13 protein-coding genes and 1 tRNA gene are annotated in these 14,606 nt (G+C 65.9%); 11 read left to right on the top strand and 3 right to left on the bottom strand.

Features of this window, described 5'->3' with window-relative positions; translation table 11 throughout:
- The first annotated feature begins 40 nt into the window (after positions 1 to 40).
- The 11 genes from ACWGL1_RS04155 to ACWGL1_RS04105 all read left to right on the top strand — a co-directional run bounded on the left by ACWGL1_RS04155 (position 41) and on the right by ACWGL1_RS04105 (position 11,028).
- Positions 41 to 730: an HAD-IA family hydrolase gene (locus tag ACWGL1_RS04155; protein ID WP_291782382.1), complete on the top strand. Its 690-nt coding sequence runs from the start codon at positions 41 to 43 to the stop codon at positions 728 to 730.
- 62 nt (positions 731 to 792) lie between these two features.
- Complete coding sequence (locus ACWGL1_RS04150; protein WP_452111265.1) at positions 793 to 1,125, top strand: DUF2834 domain-containing protein; 333 nt, start codon at positions 793 to 795, stop codon at positions 1,123 to 1,125.
- Positions 1,126 to 1,227: 102 nt separating this feature from the next.
- On the top strand, positions 1,228 to 2,517 hold the full coding sequence (locus ACWGL1_RS04145; protein WP_452111264.1) for a dicarboxylate/amino acid:cation symporter: 1,290 nt from the start codon (positions 1,228 to 1,230) through the stop codon (positions 2,515 to 2,517).
- Positions 2,518 to 2,621: 104 nt separating this feature from the next.
- A tRNA-Val gene (locus ACWGL1_RS04140) sits at positions 2,622 to 2,696 on the top strand.
- Positions 2,697 to 3,252: 556 nt separating this feature from the next.
- On the top strand, positions 3,253 to 4,281 hold the full coding sequence (locus tag ACWGL1_RS04135) for a UDP-glucuronic acid decarboxylase family protein (protein ID WP_312217755.1): 1,029 nt from the start codon (positions 3,253 to 3,255) through the stop codon (positions 4,279 to 4,281).
- A gap of 78 nt (positions 4,282 to 4,359) precedes the next feature.
- A complete protein-coding gene (locus ACWGL1_RS04130) occupies positions 4,360 to 5,805 on the top strand; it encodes a glycosyltransferase family 2 protein (protein WP_452111403.1) in 1,446 nt (481 codons plus the stop codon).
- 10 nt (positions 5,806 to 5,815) lie between these two features.
- A complete protein-coding gene (locus tag ACWGL1_RS04125; protein WP_343829236.1) occupies positions 5,816 to 6,952 on the top strand; it encodes an NAD-dependent epimerase/dehydratase family protein in 1,137 nt (378 codons plus the stop codon).
- A 92-nt stretch (positions 6,953 to 7,044) separates the two neighbouring features.
- Positions 7,045 to 7,770, top strand: coding sequence for a cellulose biosynthesis protein BcsS (bcsS, locus tag ACWGL1_RS04120; protein WP_452111263.1), 726 nt, complete (start codon positions 7,045 to 7,047; stop codon positions 7,768 to 7,770).
- A 159-nt stretch (positions 7,771 to 7,929) separates the two neighbouring features.
- On the top strand, positions 7,930 to 9,057 hold the full coding sequence (locus ACWGL1_RS04115; protein ID WP_452111262.1) for an endo-1,4-beta-xylanase: 1,128 nt from the start codon (positions 7,930 to 7,932) through the stop codon (positions 9,055 to 9,057).
- A gap of 94 nt (positions 9,058 to 9,151) precedes the next feature.
- The gene (locus ACWGL1_RS04110; protein ID WP_452111261.1) at positions 9,152 to 10,654 is read left to right on the top strand and encodes a sensor histidine kinase; all 1,503 of its coding nucleotides are present in this window, start codon (positions 9,152 to 9,154) and stop codon (positions 10,652 to 10,654) included.
- A complete protein-coding gene (locus ACWGL1_RS04105) occupies positions 10,651 to 11,028 on the top strand; it encodes a response regulator (RefSeq protein ID WP_291781981.1) in 378 nt (125 codons plus the stop codon). Before ACWGL1_RS04110 ends, ACWGL1_RS04105 begins: the two co-directional genes overlap by 4 nt.
- 12 nt (positions 11,029 to 11,040) lie before the next feature.
- Here ACWGL1_RS04105 and ACWGL1_RS04100 read toward each other — a convergent pair whose 3' ends face one another.
- The 3 genes from ACWGL1_RS04100 to rfaE2 are packed head-to-tail and all read right to left on the bottom strand — an operon-like array spanning position 11,041 to position 14,596.
- A complete protein-coding gene (locus tag ACWGL1_RS04100; protein WP_291781978.1) occupies positions 11,041 to 12,138 on the bottom strand; it encodes a DUF3089 domain-containing protein in 1,098 nt (365 codons plus the stop codon).
- Positions 12,138 to 13,139: an ADP-glyceromanno-heptose 6-epimerase gene (gene rfaD, locus ACWGL1_RS04095; RefSeq protein ID WP_291781975.1), complete on the bottom strand. Its 1,002-nt coding sequence runs from the start codon at positions 13,137 to 13,139 to the stop codon at positions 12,138 to 12,140. Before rfaD ends, ACWGL1_RS04100 begins: the two co-directional genes overlap by 1 nt.
- Positions 13,136 to 14,596: a D-glycero-beta-D-manno-heptose 1-phosphate adenylyltransferase gene (rfaE2, locus tag ACWGL1_RS04090; RefSeq protein WP_291781972.1), complete on the bottom strand. Its 1,461-nt coding sequence runs from the start codon at positions 14,594 to 14,596 to the stop codon at positions 13,136 to 13,138. Before rfaE2 ends, rfaD begins: the two co-directional genes overlap by 4 nt.
- Positions 14,597 to 14,606 lie beyond the last annotated feature (10 nt).

Raw genomic sequence — 14,606 nt, 5'->3', positions numbered from 1 at the left:
AGCCCATTGCCGGGGTCTTCGCGAGCCGGGAGACAGATGAGTGAGCATTGAGCGCGACCTGGAAGGCTGGACCATCGCCTTCGACCTGGACGGAACGCTGGTGGATTCGGCGCCGGACCTGATCGGCACGCTGAACCGGATGCTGGCGGAGTATGAACTGCCGCCCGTGCCCATGTCCTCGACCCGGCACCTGGTCGGGCATGGCGCCATGGCCATGCTGCGCCACGGTTTCATGGAGGCGGGCGCCGTCTGGGACGAGGCCCACGCCCCCGGCCTGTTCGAGCGCTTCATCGACGTCTACCTGGCTCACATCGCCGACGAGAGCCGTCCGTTCGACGGCTGCGTCGCGGCGCTGGACCGGCTGAGCGCGCGCGGGGCGATCCTGTGCGTGGCGACCAACAAGCGCACGGACCTGTCGGTGGCGCTGATCGAAGCGTTGAACCTGACGCGCCACTTCGCCTTCATCGCCGGGCCAGATGCGGTGTCGGCGCGCAAGCCCAGCGGCGCGCACATCATCGAAGCGGTGCGCAAGGCGGGAGGCGATCCGGCGCGCTGCGTCATGGTCGGCGACAGCACGACGGACACCAAGGCGGCCAGGGACGCAGGCGTGCCCTGCATCACCGTCCGCTTCGGCTACAACGACGTGCCGCACGATGAACTGGGCGGCGATGTGATGATCGACCACTACGATGGTTTTGAAGAGGCGCTGGCCGGAGTGATGAGCGCCTGATTTACTTGCGGACAGCTTGAGCATAAAGGCGCATAGAAGCGGTCTGCAGCGAGGCAAAGCGCATGACCGCCAAGAATTTTTACCTGGCCATGGCCGTTGTGGGGACAGTGATTCCCTGGTTGTTCTTTGGATCGTTCTTCGGGACACATGGGCCCGATATTCCGCTGTTTCTGCAGTCGCTGTTCGCAAACGGCGCCGCCGGCGGTTTTTCTGCTGATGCGCTGATCACAATTGTCATCTTCTGGGTGTGGTCATGGCGTGATGCGCGCGCGAACAAGGTCGGGCGATGGTGGCTGGTCCTTCCGGCCAGCTTCTTTGTCGGACTATCGCTGGCGCTGCCGCTCTATCTGCATCTGCGTGAACCGCCGCAACACACAGATTGTCAGAAAAACTAAAACACGCGACAGAACTTCTCAGCATCAATCGCGACCGCTACTGTTGCCGTCCGTGCGCCTGCGAAACACATAGATCGACCTGTTCCTCCTCCCTGGGTCGTCATGCTTCGTCGCTTCTTCGCCATTCCCCTGTGGCAGCGCACCGCCGCCGGGTTCGCCCTGGGCATCATCGCCGGCCTGATCCTGCGCGAGCAGGCGACGATCTGGCTGCAGCCGATCGGCGACGTCTATCTGAACCTGATCCGCATGGTGGTGGCGCCGCTGGTGCTGTTCACCATCGCCAGTTCGATCGCCAAGCTGGGCGAAGGGGTCGGCGCGGTGCGGCTGGGGGTGCGGACCATCGTCTGGTTCGCCGTCACCTCCCTGCTGGCCGTGCTGGTCGGCTTCGCCTTCGGCCACATCATCAATCCGGGCGTCGGCCTGTCCGACCTGCCGCTGGGCGAGGTGAAGGCGCGCGAGATCCCCTCACCCCTGCAGGTGCTGCTGGGCGTCGTGCCGACCAATCCCTTCGCCTCCCTGGCCGAGGGCAAGGTGCTGCAGATCATCTTCTTCTCGGCGCTGCTGGGCGGGGCCCTGGTGGCGCTGGGCGACCGGGCGCAGAACGCGCGCAGACTGGTGGACGAAGGCGCGGCCCTGATCTTCCGCATCACCCGCTGGGTGATCCAGCTGACGCCGTTCGGGGTGTTCGGCCTGATCGGTTCGGTCGTCGGCGGCTACGGCTGGGAGGCGCTGCTGCCGCTGGGCAAGTTCATCTTCGCCATCTATGCGGCCTGCCTGTTCCACATCTTCGTCGTCTATTCGGGCCTGCTGAAGCTGCATGGGCTGAAGGTGGTCAGCTTCTTCCGCGGCGGCGCTGCGGCCATGCAGACGGCCTTCGCCACCTCGTCATCGCTGGGCACCCTGCCCGTCACCCTGCGTCAGACGGTCGAACGGCTGGGCGTGCCGCAGGCCTATGCGTCCTTCGCCGTGCCTCTGGGCGCCAATGTGAAGATGGACGGGTGCGGCGCCATCTATCCGGCCATCGCCTCCATCTTCATCGCCCAGTATTTCCAGATCGACCTGACGCTGACGCAATATGTGCTGATCGGCCTGACGGCGGTGCTGGGGTCGCTGGGCACGGCGGGCGTGCCAGGGACCAGCATCGTCATGCTGACCCTGACGCTGTCGACGGCGGGGCTGCCGCTGGAAGGCGTCGGCTATATCATCGCCATCGACCGCATCATCGACATGATGCGCACCGCCACCAACGTCACCGGCCAGATGGTCGTGCCGGTCCTGGTCGCCAGGGAGGAAGGCATCCTGAACCAGGACATCTACAACGGCCATGTCGCCTGGCTGCCGGGCGATCCCGAGGACGAAACCTCGGAAGGCGCGCAGGCGGCGGGAATCTGAACAAGCAGCGCTGGTATTTGATGATTTGAGGCTTGCCGTCATCGGAATCGCGGGCTATGTCCGCGCCTCCCGACGGCGCAGTCACTGACCGCCCCGTTCCAGGCGGACGCGTAGCTCAGCGGGAGAGCACCTCGTTCACACCGAGGGGGTCACAGGTTCAATCCCTGTCGCGTCCACCATTTTCTCACTCACGCTCAATTCGCTTTGCTCATCGCTCCGTGGGGGCGGCGAACGATCGCCGGTGCCCAGTCGAGCGCTGAGTGGATGGTTCAAGGCGCAGCCTTTCACCTCCACCGTTCTCTTCCTTGAATTCGAACCGCCAAGAGACGATGGCGTCGCCCTCGGCGTCGAACGACCTGGCGAACCCGCTTTCATCTGTGGAAGCGCGCGGCGGGAAGAACCTAGTATTTCCGACAAGATGACGCGGCGGCCTGACGGATGATTACATAAGCCGCCTCAGGCGAGAGGCGTGAAGTCCCAGGCCCGGCGATCCCAACCGCTATCCAGCGTTCGTCGGGCCTGTCACCCTCGTCGAGCGCCGCCATTGCGCCCTTTTTGTCTGATTCGGGCAGAAATTTGACGCATATGAGGCGATCAAATGGAACCCAATTCTTAATAAAAGGTTAACGCGATTGTCGACGGCGTCGGGGGTCATACGATCTCCCCTGTCACGCGAATACAGTAAGCACGTAGCGTTGTTTCGCCAATTGTAAACAACCATCAAGGCTGAAGGCGATGACAGATGATCGCTTTTCTTATGCGACGCCTCGCGACGCCCAAACTGCAAAACGGATCGCAGTATCCGGCGGCGCCGGTTTCCTGGGGTCTCACCTGTGCGGGCGACTGATCGACGCCGGCCACCATGTGACCTGCATCGATAATTTTCATACGGGCCGACACGCGAACGTCGCTCATCTGATGAGTTCGGATCGCTTCCATCTGGTAGCGCAGGACATCAATGAGCCGCTGGACGAGGCGCTGGGCCGCTTCGATCAGATCTACAACCTGGCCTGCCCCGCCTCCCCGGTTCATTATCAATATGATCGGGTGAAGACGGCCATGACCTGCTCGATCGGCACGCTGAACCTGCTGAAGCGGGCGGCGGCGGACGGGGCGCGGTTCTTTCAGGCCTCGACTTCGGAAATCTACGGCGATCCGGAAATCCACCCGCAGGTGGAAAGCTATCGCGGCAACGTCAACACGGTGGGACCGCGCTCTTGCTACGACGAGGGCAAGCGGTTCGCCGAGACCCTGGTGACGGACTTCGGGCAGCAGCACGGCCTGACCACGCGGATCGTGCGCATCTTCAACACCTACGGGCCGCGGATGCACCCGGACGACGGGCGGGTGGTGTCGAACTTCATCGTTCAGGCCCTGGCGGGGCGCGACATCACCATCTACGGCACAGGCGAGCAGACCCGGTCCTTCTGCTTCGTCGACGACCTGATCGAGGGCTTCATCCGCCTGATGGAGACGGACGAGGAGATCGACGGACCGGTCAACATCGGCAATCCGAACGAAATCACTGTCAACGACCTGGCTCGGCGGGTGATCGCCCTGTCCGGTTCAGGCTCGCGGCTGGTCTATCACCCGCTGCCGATCGACGATCCGCGCCGCCGCAAGCCGGACATCTCCAGGGCGCTGGCCCATCTGCGCTGGTCGCCTCTGGTGCCGCTGGAGGAAGGGCTGGAGCAGACCATCGCCTACTTCGCCGGCGAGTTGGAGGGCCAGCGTCTGGCCCAGAGCGGCGCGAGCGCATCCTGAGACGACAGCTGGATAATTCACCAACGGACCGAGCAACCACCACCGACTGATTGGGCAAATAACTGGGCGAGCGGCGTGATGAACACTCAAGATCCGAACTGGGCGACCCTGCTGGTCTGGCTGTTCGCCATTTCCCAGGTCCTGTATTTCGGCAGCTTCCTGCTGGAGATGTATTTCCGCTCGCTGCGCGTCGAGCGCGTGGACATGGACGAGCCCCTGCCGGCCAGCGAGGCCGATTATCCCTTCATCGTCCTGCTCTACCCCGTGCTGCGGGAGCTGGAGAGCACCATGGAGACGACGTTCACGGCGCTGGCCAAGCTGGACTATCCGACCGATCGCTATCGCGTCCTGGCCATTCCCAACAGCAACGACGCCGAGACCATCGCCAGCCTGAGACGGCTGACCGGCGCCTACCCCTTCGTCGAGATCCTGGCGGTGCCGCCGACCACCGACCCCAGCTGGGACATGGTGTGGAACGCCTGGGACCGGAATCCCAAGGCCTACTGGTGGCACACCGGCAAGCGCGCCGGGGTCAAGGATCTGCCGCCCAAGAAGACGCGGCAGCTGATCTACGCCACCTATCACGTGGCGGAGACCTACAGGGACAAGAGCGGGCTGACGATCGACTACATCGACGCCGACAGCTGCCCGCCGGCCGATCACTTCAAGGCCGCGGCCATCGGCCTGCGCCGGTTCGACGTGCTGCAGGCGCGCAATGTGGCGGGCAATCTGAACGCCAGTCTGGCCGCCGCCTTCCACGCCTTCGACCACATGACCTGGGACGGGGCCAAATACGGCCACCTGTCCGATCCGAAGCAGCCCTACTGGGTGCTGGGCAAGGGACTGTTCTTCAAGGTGGACGACCTGATCGAACTGGGAAGCTTCCACCCCTGGATCGCCATCGAGGACCCGGAGGTGGGCCAGCGGTTCTGGAAGAACGGCCGGACGCTGGGCATCATCGAGGGCTCCCTGATCGAAGAGGTGCCCGAGACCTTCCGCGAGGGGATCACGCAGAGAAAGCGCTGGGTCGCCGGCTTCTTCCAGAGCCTGACGACGCCGCTGAAGGAGATGGACTTCAGCTTCGGCGAACGGGTCCGCGTGTGGATGAACTTCCTGCCCTGCATGTCCATGTGGGTGAACACCCTGGGCATCCCCCTGGGCGTCTGGGCGGCCTGGCGGTTCTTCCAGGGCGCGGACTTCCTGCCGCTGTGGCTGGTGATCCTGTCGATCTTCAACATCGTCGCCTTCTCGATCCTGATGATCGGCCTCTACATCAAGACGTGGCGGCGAACCGATCTGGTGCTGGACGGCGCGGGCGCGCGCCTCGGCTACATGCTGATGGTCAATCCCATCTTCATCATGGTCTGGTGGTGCGTCTGGATCATCCCGCTGACGCTGGGCTTCGTCATGTATCTGCGGGACAGCGGCCTGGCCTGGCAGCGGACCGAGAAGATCGACGCCAACAACACCCTCGTCCGCACCAAGCTGGATGAGTTCGGCGCCCTTCGTCATCACCAGCACTAAGCAGACGATCATGCACAGGCACATTCTCATCACGGGCGGGGCGGGCTTCATCGGCTCGCACCTGGTAGACGCCATGCTGGCGCGGGGCTATCGGGTGACAGTTCTGGACAGTCTGTCGCCTCAGGTCCACGGCGACGCCGAACTGGATGCGGACGGGTGGCCCGTCTACCTAGACGCGCGGGCCCGCCGCATCAGGGGCGACCTACTGGAGGACGGCGTGTTCGAGGCGGCGCTGGACGGGGTGACCCATCTGGCCCACCTCGCCGCCTCGGTCGGCGTGGGTCAGAGCATGACCAACATCGTCGACTACACCCGCAACAACGTCATGACGGCGGCCGTCATGCTGGAGACCCTGTCCCAGCGACCGCACACGGTGGAACGGATCGCCGTCGCCTCGTCCATGTCGATCTATGGCGAGGGTGATTACGTCCGCCCCTCGACCGGCGCCCATGTGACCGCCGACGTGCGTCCGCACGCTCAGTTGGAGGCGCGCCACTGGGACCTGATGGTCGACGGAGAGTCGCTGGAGCCCTGCCCCACGCCGGAGGAGAAGCTGCTGCAGCCCAACTCCATCTATGCGGTGAACAAACGCGACCATGAGGAGATGTTCCTGTCGGTCGGCCGCGCCCTGCGCATCCCTACCGTGGCCCTGCGGCTGTTCAACGCCTATGGCTCGCGCCAGGCGCTGAGCAATCCCTATACGGGCGTGGCCGCCATCTTCATCTCACGGCTAATGAACGACCAGCCGCCGCTGGTCTTCGAGGACGGGCGGCAGATGCGCGACTTCGTCCATGTGCAGGACGTGGCCGAAGCCTTCGCCACCGTGCTGGATGACGACCGCGAAATCTGGGACGTGTTCAACGTCGGCAGCGGCGCGCCCGTCTCGATCAATGAGATCGCCGGCGTCCTGGCCCGATTGCTGGGCAAGAACATCGCCCCGGAGGTGCTGAACCGCTATCGGGTCGGGGATATCCGCCACTGCTTCGGCGACATCTCCAAGATCGAGCGCACCTTCGGCTTCACCCCTCGGCGCTCCATGGATCAGGGCATGGAGGAGCTGATCGCCTGGGTGTCGCACGCCCGCGCGCCCATTGACCGCAGCGCTGAAAGTCTGGAACAACTCTCCAGGGGAAGATTGGTCGTATGACAGCATTCGCCCCCCTGTTCTGTATGCGTGAAGCGCCCGTCGCAGGCGTCGCCAGCATCTGGCGCGTTCGATACTTCGCAAGGAACTGACCCATGCCCCATCGTCGACGCCCGATGACTTCGCTGTCCGCCCTGACGGCCGCGGCCTTCACCTGCGCGGCCGTCGCCTGGGTCGGCCCCGCCTCGGCGCAAAGCGACGTGACCATCTTCGCCGGCGGTCAGTTGGACGTCGCCGACAGCGCCTATGCCGGGGCGACGATCGGCCTGCCGGGCTCGGTCGACTCCAGGGGCTTTGCGGTGCGGGGCTCCGTCTACACCGGCAGCTATGACTACAACTCGGGCCCGAACGAGATCGACGCCGACTTCACCGGCGCCCAGGCGGAGCTGATCTATCGCTTCGGCAGCGGGCCGACCTGGGGCAGCGTCGGCGTGGGCTATCGCTATGTCGATACGGACCTGAGCCCCGCCGATCCCGGCAACCGGCGCGACGGCGGCCAGGGCGGGGTCATCGTCTCCCTGGACGGCGGCCATGTCTCCGGACCCTGGCGGGTCGACTGGTACGGCTCCTACGGCTTCGAGGTGGACGACTACAACGCCCTGGTCAGCCTGACCCATCAGGTCGGATCGTCCGGCCGGGTGCGCCTGGGCATGGAGGTCGCGGCCGAAGGCGACACCAACTACAACGCCTATCACGTGGGGCCCGTCGCCGGCTTCAAACTGAACGAACGCTCAGAAATCCAAGTTTCTGTAGGCCTCAGCGACGGCGATGAACGAGATTCCCAGGCCTATCTACGGGTCGGTTTCTATCGAAGCTTCTAGAGCCGGTCGCAGTCCGGCGGGCGGATTGAGCCGCTCAGCTCATGGAAACACCGTTTTCACGCCCAACTTATTGTCCATGACGCCTCTTAAGATTGCGCCTTAACGAGAAGTTAAGCGTAGTCAGGCAACCTTCTCGCGTTCCTGAGGAGGTGCAGCCGGATGCTGCCGCGACCCACCAGACGCGTCTTCATCGGCGCCGCCGCGCTGGCGCCCGCCCTTGGTCTGGCCGCCTGGCGTCCGGTGCGCGAAGGCGCGCCGCTGGACCCTCCGCCCGTGAAGCTCCCCGCCCTCGCTGACGCCGCCAGGACCCAGGGCCGCTATTTCGGCGCCGCCGTCCGCGCCGAACAGCTTCGCCAAAGCGCCGAATTGCGCGGTGCGGTCCTGCGCGACTGCCAGGTGCTGACGCCTGAAATCCACCTGAAGTGGAACGCCCTGGAGTGGCGCAAGGGCGAGTTCAACTTCGCCCCCGTCGACGATCTGCTCGACTTCTCCCAGCGCCACGGGATGCAGGTTCGCGGCCACACCCTGCTGTGGGACCAGGGCACGCCCGACTGGGCCAGGCAGGAGATGCTGCGTCGTCGCGACTGGTCGCTGATGTCGGGCCATCTGGAGCGCGTCCTCAAACGATACGGCGAGCGCATCACCGAGTGGGACGTCATCAATGAACCGATCGACACCCAGGGCGGCGCCGGCGGCCTGAGGCGCAACGTCTTCCACCGCGCCTTCGGCCCGACCTATATCGAGCGCACCCTGGAAGAAGCCCGCGCCCTTGCGCCCCAGGCCCATCTGGTCGTCAACGACTACGGCTTTGAATACGACAATCCGGTGGATCAGGCCCGGCGCAAGGCCATCGTCGCCCTGGCGCGACGGCTGCGCGCCTCGGGGACGCCGCTGGACGGCGTCGGCGTGCAGGCGCACCTGGATCTGTCCAAGGGACCGCTGTCGGTCGAAGGTCTGCGCGACATGACCCGGCAATTGGTCGACCTGGGGCTGGAGATCACCATCACCGAACTGGACGTCAAGGAAGCCGGCTTCCACGACGCGGCGGCCGCGCGGGATCAGAAGGTGGCCGATGAGACGCGCCGCTATCTGGAGACCATGCTGGTTTTCCCCCAGGTGCGAGGCGTCGTCACCTGGGGTCTGAGCGACCGCCATTCCTGGCTGTCCGAACCGCCGCAACGTCAGTACGCGGACGCTCCGCCTAACCGCGGCCTGCCCTATGACATCGATTACCGGCCCAAGGCGATGCACCGGGCCCTATCCGAAGCGCTGCGCCTGAACGCCTAGACGGCAACCTTTACTTTTGCTGCATTTTCGCCCCAGAAACTGGCACCCTTTCCGCTGATCCTGCGTTAAGGAGTCAGTGAGAGGGGGATGGAGTTTGCGCAAGCTCGCCAAAACAATCGATCTGGTGGCGGCGTTCGACTCCTCTCCCAATCCCTACATGTTGCTGGATCGCGACCTTCGGTTCGCGGGGATGAACCAGGCCTATCTGGACATCACGCAACGCACGCGTGAAGCGTTGATCGGCCACCACGTCATGGAGATTTTCGCGCCGGGCGACGCCCCGGACAGCGAAGAGGAAGGCCGCCGCCTGCGCGCCTCCTTCGACAAGGTGCTGAGCACCGGGCAGCCGGATCACCTGGCCATCCTGCACTATCCCGTCCTGATCCCCGGTCCCGACGGCACGCCCGTCTTCGACGACCGGTTCTGGAGCTGCACCCACACGCCGATCAAGAATGAGGCCGGCGAGGTCACCCATATCCTGCAGCACACAAGCGATGTGACCGACCTGCTGCGCCTGCGTTACAAGATCGGAGAAGCAGAGCCGACCTCCGCCCTGGACGCCATGGTCGGCGGCGAGGTGTTTCAGCGGGCCGCCAAGATCGAGGCCAACAACCAGCGCCTCGAAGCCGAACGCAAACAGCTGACCGACATGTTGATGAACGCGCCGGGCTTCGTCGCGGTGCTGAACGGTCCGGACCACATCATCCAGTTCTGCAACGACGCCTGCTACCGCCTGGTCAGCCACCGGGACATCCTGGGCCAGCCCGTCCGCGACGCCCTGCCCGAGCTGAGCGATCAAGGCCACCTCGACTTCCTCAACGATGTGTTCGAGACCGGCGAGCCGGTCTATGGCCGCCAGCGCGCCTTCGCGCTCCGACACGCGCAGGACGGACCGCTGGACTACCGCTACATCGACTTCGCCTATCAGCCCATTCGAGACGACGCAGGCCACATCGTCGGCATCTTCGTCCAGGGCCACGACGTCACCGATGTGGTTCTGGCCGCCGAACGTCAGAAGCTGATGATCGACGAACTGAACCATCGGGTGAAGAACACCCTGGCCACCGTCCAGTCGATCGCCATGCAGACGGCGCGCACCCATGAGGACCCCAGTTCCTTCGCCGCCGCCTTCCAGTCCCGCATCCTGGCCCTGTCCCACACTCATGACCTGCTGACCCGCAGCCATTGGGAAGGCGCCGACCTGCGCGCGGTTCTGGAGCATGAGACCCAGGCGCACGGCCTGGGACGGCTGACCCTGAACGGACCGCACGTGGCCCTGTCGCCCGCGCGCGCCTTGTCGCTGGGCATGGTCTTCCATGAGCTGGCCACCAACGCCGCCAAATACGGGGCCCTGGCCTGTGGCGACGGGCGCGTCATCGTCGACTGGCGCCTGGCCGACCAGAAATCGCCGCGCCTGGAGATCACCTGGCGCGAATTGGGCGGCGCGCCCATCCCTGAACCCGAACGACGCGGCTTCGGCACCCGCCTGATCGAGCGCAACGTGCGCCACGATCTGCACGGCACGGTCCAGCTCTCCTACCCGTCCCAAGGCTTTTGCGCCGAGATCAGCCTGCCCCTGGAAATGGAAATCGCATGACTGAAGCGCTGTCCGGCCGCCGCGTGCTGATCGTCGAGGACGAGTCCCTGGTCGCCATGCTGCTGGAGACCATCCTCAGCGACATGGGCTGCGCCGTCGTGGGTCCGGAATCGAACGTCGGCGACGGCCTGCGCGTCGTGGCCAGCGAGATCGATCTCGACGCCGCCCTGCTGGACGTCAATGTGGCCGGCCAGGAGGTGTTTCCCATCGCAGAGGCGCTCAAGGCGCGGGGGGTCCCCTTCGTCTTCTCGACCGGCTACGGTGAAAGCGGCCTGCCCGAGCACTGGCGCGGCAACCCCACGGTGCAGAAGCCTTTCACCGACGCCGCCATCCGCGACGCCCTGATGGCCGCGATGAACATGGGCATGGTCTGACGACCGTCCGGCTCAGTCTTCGACGGCCTCCCAGGCCTTGAGACGGCGCATCACGTCGGCCTCTATATCGGCGTAGAAGAGATTATAGGCGGGGATCTTGCGCTGATCGGCCCAGGACGCGGGCGTGCGGAAGGACTCTGACGTCAGGCGCGACCGCCACAGGATGCCGTTCCGGCACTCCGCCTCCACCAGACGGCGCTGAAGGGCGGGACGCGCGCCCCATTCCAGGTTGGTGGCATTGGTGGCGCCGCGGCTCTCGCGCGCCTGCGAGATCGGGGCGTCGACTGAACCCGTCACCGGATTGACGCAGGCGATGGGCGTCTCCGCCGCCTCGATCAAGGCGCCGCGGTCGTTCCAGGTCAGGGCGCGACGAATGAGACGTCTGGCCTCGCCCTCCGCATTCTCCTCCACCGAGCGCCACGACAGGGCGCAGCCGGTCTGGTCCGGCGTGCGGCACAGGGGCGTCTGCGTGAAGCGAGCGACCGGGGTCAGGCCCTCGATCAGATAGGCGGCGACGAGACGCGCCTTGAGCGAAGGCGTCCTGGCCACGCGGTCGTGCAGCAGACGATCCAGAATGTCGGCGCCCTGCTCCACTCCGACGAGGACGATCGGCCCCTCCGGCCGCGCCGCCAGCCAACGATCGAAGGCAGCCTGGACGTCGCCGTAGGCGAAGGCCCGCGCCTCGCGCGCATCCTCACGCAGGGTCAAGCGGCTGTAGAGGCTGGCCTGGCGATACAGGGGCGCGCTGACGTCGCCCGCCGAGGCGAACGGTCCGGCGTAGTTGGGCAGGACGACGCTGCGCAGCTTGTCCAGAGCGCGGCGGTCGTCGATGGCCCCGTTCCAGTCGCTGCCGCCGTCGTAGGTGGTGGAATGGATGAAGAAGACGTGGGCGGGGCCCGCGCCCGGCGCGCGCGCGTTCAGCAGGGCCCAGGCGTCCTCGGAGGCGTAGTCCGGCGCCGCCGGCGGCTTATAGGTCTGGAACGGGATCTGCGGGTCCAGCCCGGCGCGCAAAATGTCCCCGCGCCAGACAGCCACCGCCGCCGTCAGCAGCAGGACGAGCGCGAAGCCCGCATAGCCGACCCACTGTCGAAAGGTCAGCTTAGGCCACATCAGCGATACGGGTCCGGCTGGGCCAGGAAGTCCTGGACGTAGCGGCGCACGCCTTCTTCCAGCGGCGTCGATTGACCGCCGTAGCCGAGGGCGCGGATGCGATCCATGCTGGCCTCGGTGAAGTACTGATAGCGATCGCGGATCGCCTCGGGCATGTCGATATAGGCGATAGACGGCCCCTTGCCCGCCGCCGCGAAAGTGGCCCGCGCCAGATCGACGAAGGAGCGGGCCTGCCCCGATCCGGCGTTGAACACGCCCGAGATGTCCTCGCGCTCAAGCAGCCACAGGATGATGTTGACCACGTCATCGACGAAGACGAAGTCGCGCAACTGGCCGCCGTCGGGATAGTTCGGGTTGTGCGAGCGGAACAGGCTGACCGTCTCGCCCGCCTGCACCTTGGGCCAGATCTGGGCGACGACCGACTTCATCCCGCCCTTGTGGCCCTCGTTCGGACCATAGACGTTGAAGAACTTCAGCCCGGCCCACTGGGGCGGCGCCTCGTCGCGATCGGCCTGGCGCACGGCATACTGGTCGAACAGATATTTCGAATAGCCATAGGCGTTTAGCGGGCGTAGCGCATTCAGGCTCTCAGGGTCGTCGCGATCCTCGAAGCCCGCCTCGCCGTCGCCGTAGGTGGCGGCCGACGAAGCGTAGATCATCCGCACGTTCCGCACCGCGCACCAGTCCCAGATGTCGCGCGACAGGCTGAAGTTGGTGCGCAGGATCAGGTCGGCGTCCGGCTCCGTCGTCGAGGAGATGGCGCCCATGTGGATCACCGCCTCGATGCGGTCGGCGTGACGCTCCAGCTGGTCGAACAGCTCTTCGGGCGCCCACAGATCGGCGATGGGGTGTTTGGCGATGTTCTTCCACTTGGCGAGGTCGGCGGTCTCCAGCCGGTCGCAGACGACCACGTCCCAGGCGCCGCTCTCGCACAGGCGGGCGACGATGTTGGAGCCGATGAAGCCCGCGCCGCCGGTGACGACGATCATTCTGGGCGTCATGCTGTCTCTCCCGTCATCTTCTCGATGGTCTTCGTGGTGGAATAGCCGTCGGCGAAGTCGGCCAGACGGACTTCGCCGCCCCAGCTTTCGACCTCGGCGGCGCCGACGACCTTGTCCTTGGTGTAGTCCGAGCCCTTGATCAGCACATCGGGCTTCAGCCGCTCGATCAGGGCGATGGGGGTCGGGTCGTCGAAGGCGGTGACGCGATCGACGCTGGCCAGACCGCCGATGACGGCGGCGCGGCTGTCCAGATCATTGACGGGGCGGCCCTCGCCCTTCAGGCGGCGCACCGAGGCGTCGGTGTTCAGCGCCACGACCAGACGGTCGCACCAGCTGCGCGCCTGGCTCAGATAGGCGACGTGGCCACGGTGCAGGATGTCGAAGCAGCCATTGGTGAAGCCGACCTTCAGACCCTGACGCTTCCACGCCTCGACCTGATCGGCCAGTTCGTCCAGCGGCGTGACCTTGGACTGGGCCAGGGCCGCGTGCTGGCTCATCTCGGCCTCGATCAATTCGGCGGGCGTGACGACGGCGGTGCCGCTCTTACCCACGACCACGCCGGACGCCAGGATGGCGAACTGCACCGCCTGCTCCAGCGTCGCGCCCGCGCCCAGCGCGAGGCCCAGCGCGGCGAGGCAGGTGTCGCCCGCGCCGGAAACGTCGAACACTTCACGCGCCCGACCGGGGAAGTGGGTGACGCCGCCGTCTCTGCGCGCCAACGTCATGCCCTTGCCCGCGCGGGTGACGATGACGGCCTTGGCCGTGGTGGCGTTCAGCAGGGCGGCCAGCGCCGCCTCGACCTGTTCGTCGGTCTCGGTGGGCAGGCCGGTGGCGCCCGCCAGTTCGCTGGCGTTCGGCTTGATGACGTCGACCGCGCCATAGCGGGCGAAGTCGCGCCCCTTGGGGTCGACGATGACCGGCGCGCCGTATTCGGCCCCGGCCCACAGCGCCGCCTGAATGGCGCCGTCGTCCACCACGCCCTTGGCGTAGTCGGACAGCAGGATGGCGCCCGCGCCCCGGAACACCGCCTTGTCGGCATAGCCGGAATGGGTCGCGGCCTCGTCGTCCAGACGCAGCAGTTGCTGGCCGGCGGCGACGAAGCGCGTCTTGACGATGGTGGCGGCGCCTGCGGGCCGGATCAGGGCGTCCTCGATCCGGTCCTCGGCGGCGATCAGATCGGCCAGTTCGGCGCCCGCCGCATCATCGCCCGCCACAGCGCCCAGACGGGCCTGACCGCCCAGCGCTGCGACGTTGCGGGCGACGTTGCCCACGCCGCCGGGCATGGCCACGGTGCGGCGCGCGCGCAGAACGGGGATCGGCGCCTCTGGCGAGATGCGGCTGACCTCGCCATAGACATAGCGATCCAACATCAGATCGCCGACGCAGGCGACCTTCAGGTCGCGCACGCGCTCCAGCAGGGACTGCAGGGCGCCGAGATCGAGAGAACGTTCAGCCATGACGCCGAAC

This window comes from Brevundimonas sp. NPDC055812 (assembly GCF_053616535.1).
This window is presented reverse-complemented; position numbering and strand designations above follow the sequence as displayed.

Bases quoted from the DNA above. Each gene is read 5' to 3' on its own strand.
- ACWGL1_RS04115 (WP_452111262.1), top strand. From the start codon at position 7,930: ATGCTGCCGCGACCCACCAGACGCGTCTTCATCGGCGCCGCCGCGCTG.
- ACWGL1_RS04100 (WP_291781978.1), bottom strand. From the start codon at position 12,138: ATGTGGCCTAAGCTGACCTTTCGACAGTGGGTCGGCTATGCGGGCTTC.
- ACWGL1_RS04145 (WP_452111264.1), top strand. From the start codon at position 1,228: ATGCTTCGTCGCTTCTTCGCCATTCCCCTGTGGCAGCGCACCGCCGCC.
- ACWGL1_RS04135 (WP_312217755.1), top strand. From the start codon at position 3,253: ATGACAGATGATCGCTTTTCTTATGCGACGCCTCGCGACGCCCAAACT.
- ACWGL1_RS04130 (WP_452111403.1), top strand. From the start codon at position 4,360: ATGAACACTCAAGATCCGAACTGGGCGACCCTGCTGGTCTGGCTGTTC.
- ACWGL1_RS04105 (WP_291781981.1), top strand. From the start codon at position 10,651: ATGACTGAAGCGCTGTCCGGCCGCCGCGTGCTGATCGTCGAGGACGAG.
- ACWGL1_RS04125 (WP_343829236.1), top strand. From the start codon at position 5,816: ATGCACAGGCACATTCTCATCACGGGCGGGGCGGGCTTCATCGGCTCG.
- bcsS (WP_452111263.1), top strand. From the start codon at position 7,045: ATGCCCCATCGTCGACGCCCGATGACTTCGCTGTCCGCCCTGACGGCC.
- rfaD (WP_291781975.1), bottom strand. From the start codon at position 13,139: ATGACGCCCAGAATGATCGTCGTCACCGGCGGCGCGGGCTTCATCGGC.
- ACWGL1_RS04150 (WP_452111265.1), top strand. From the start codon at position 793: ATGACCGCCAAGAATTTTTACCTGGCCATGGCCGTTGTGGGGACAGTG.
- rfaE2 (WP_291781972.1), bottom strand. From the start codon at position 14,596: ATGGCTGAACGTTCTCTCGATCTCGGCGCCCTGCAGTCCCTGCTGGAG.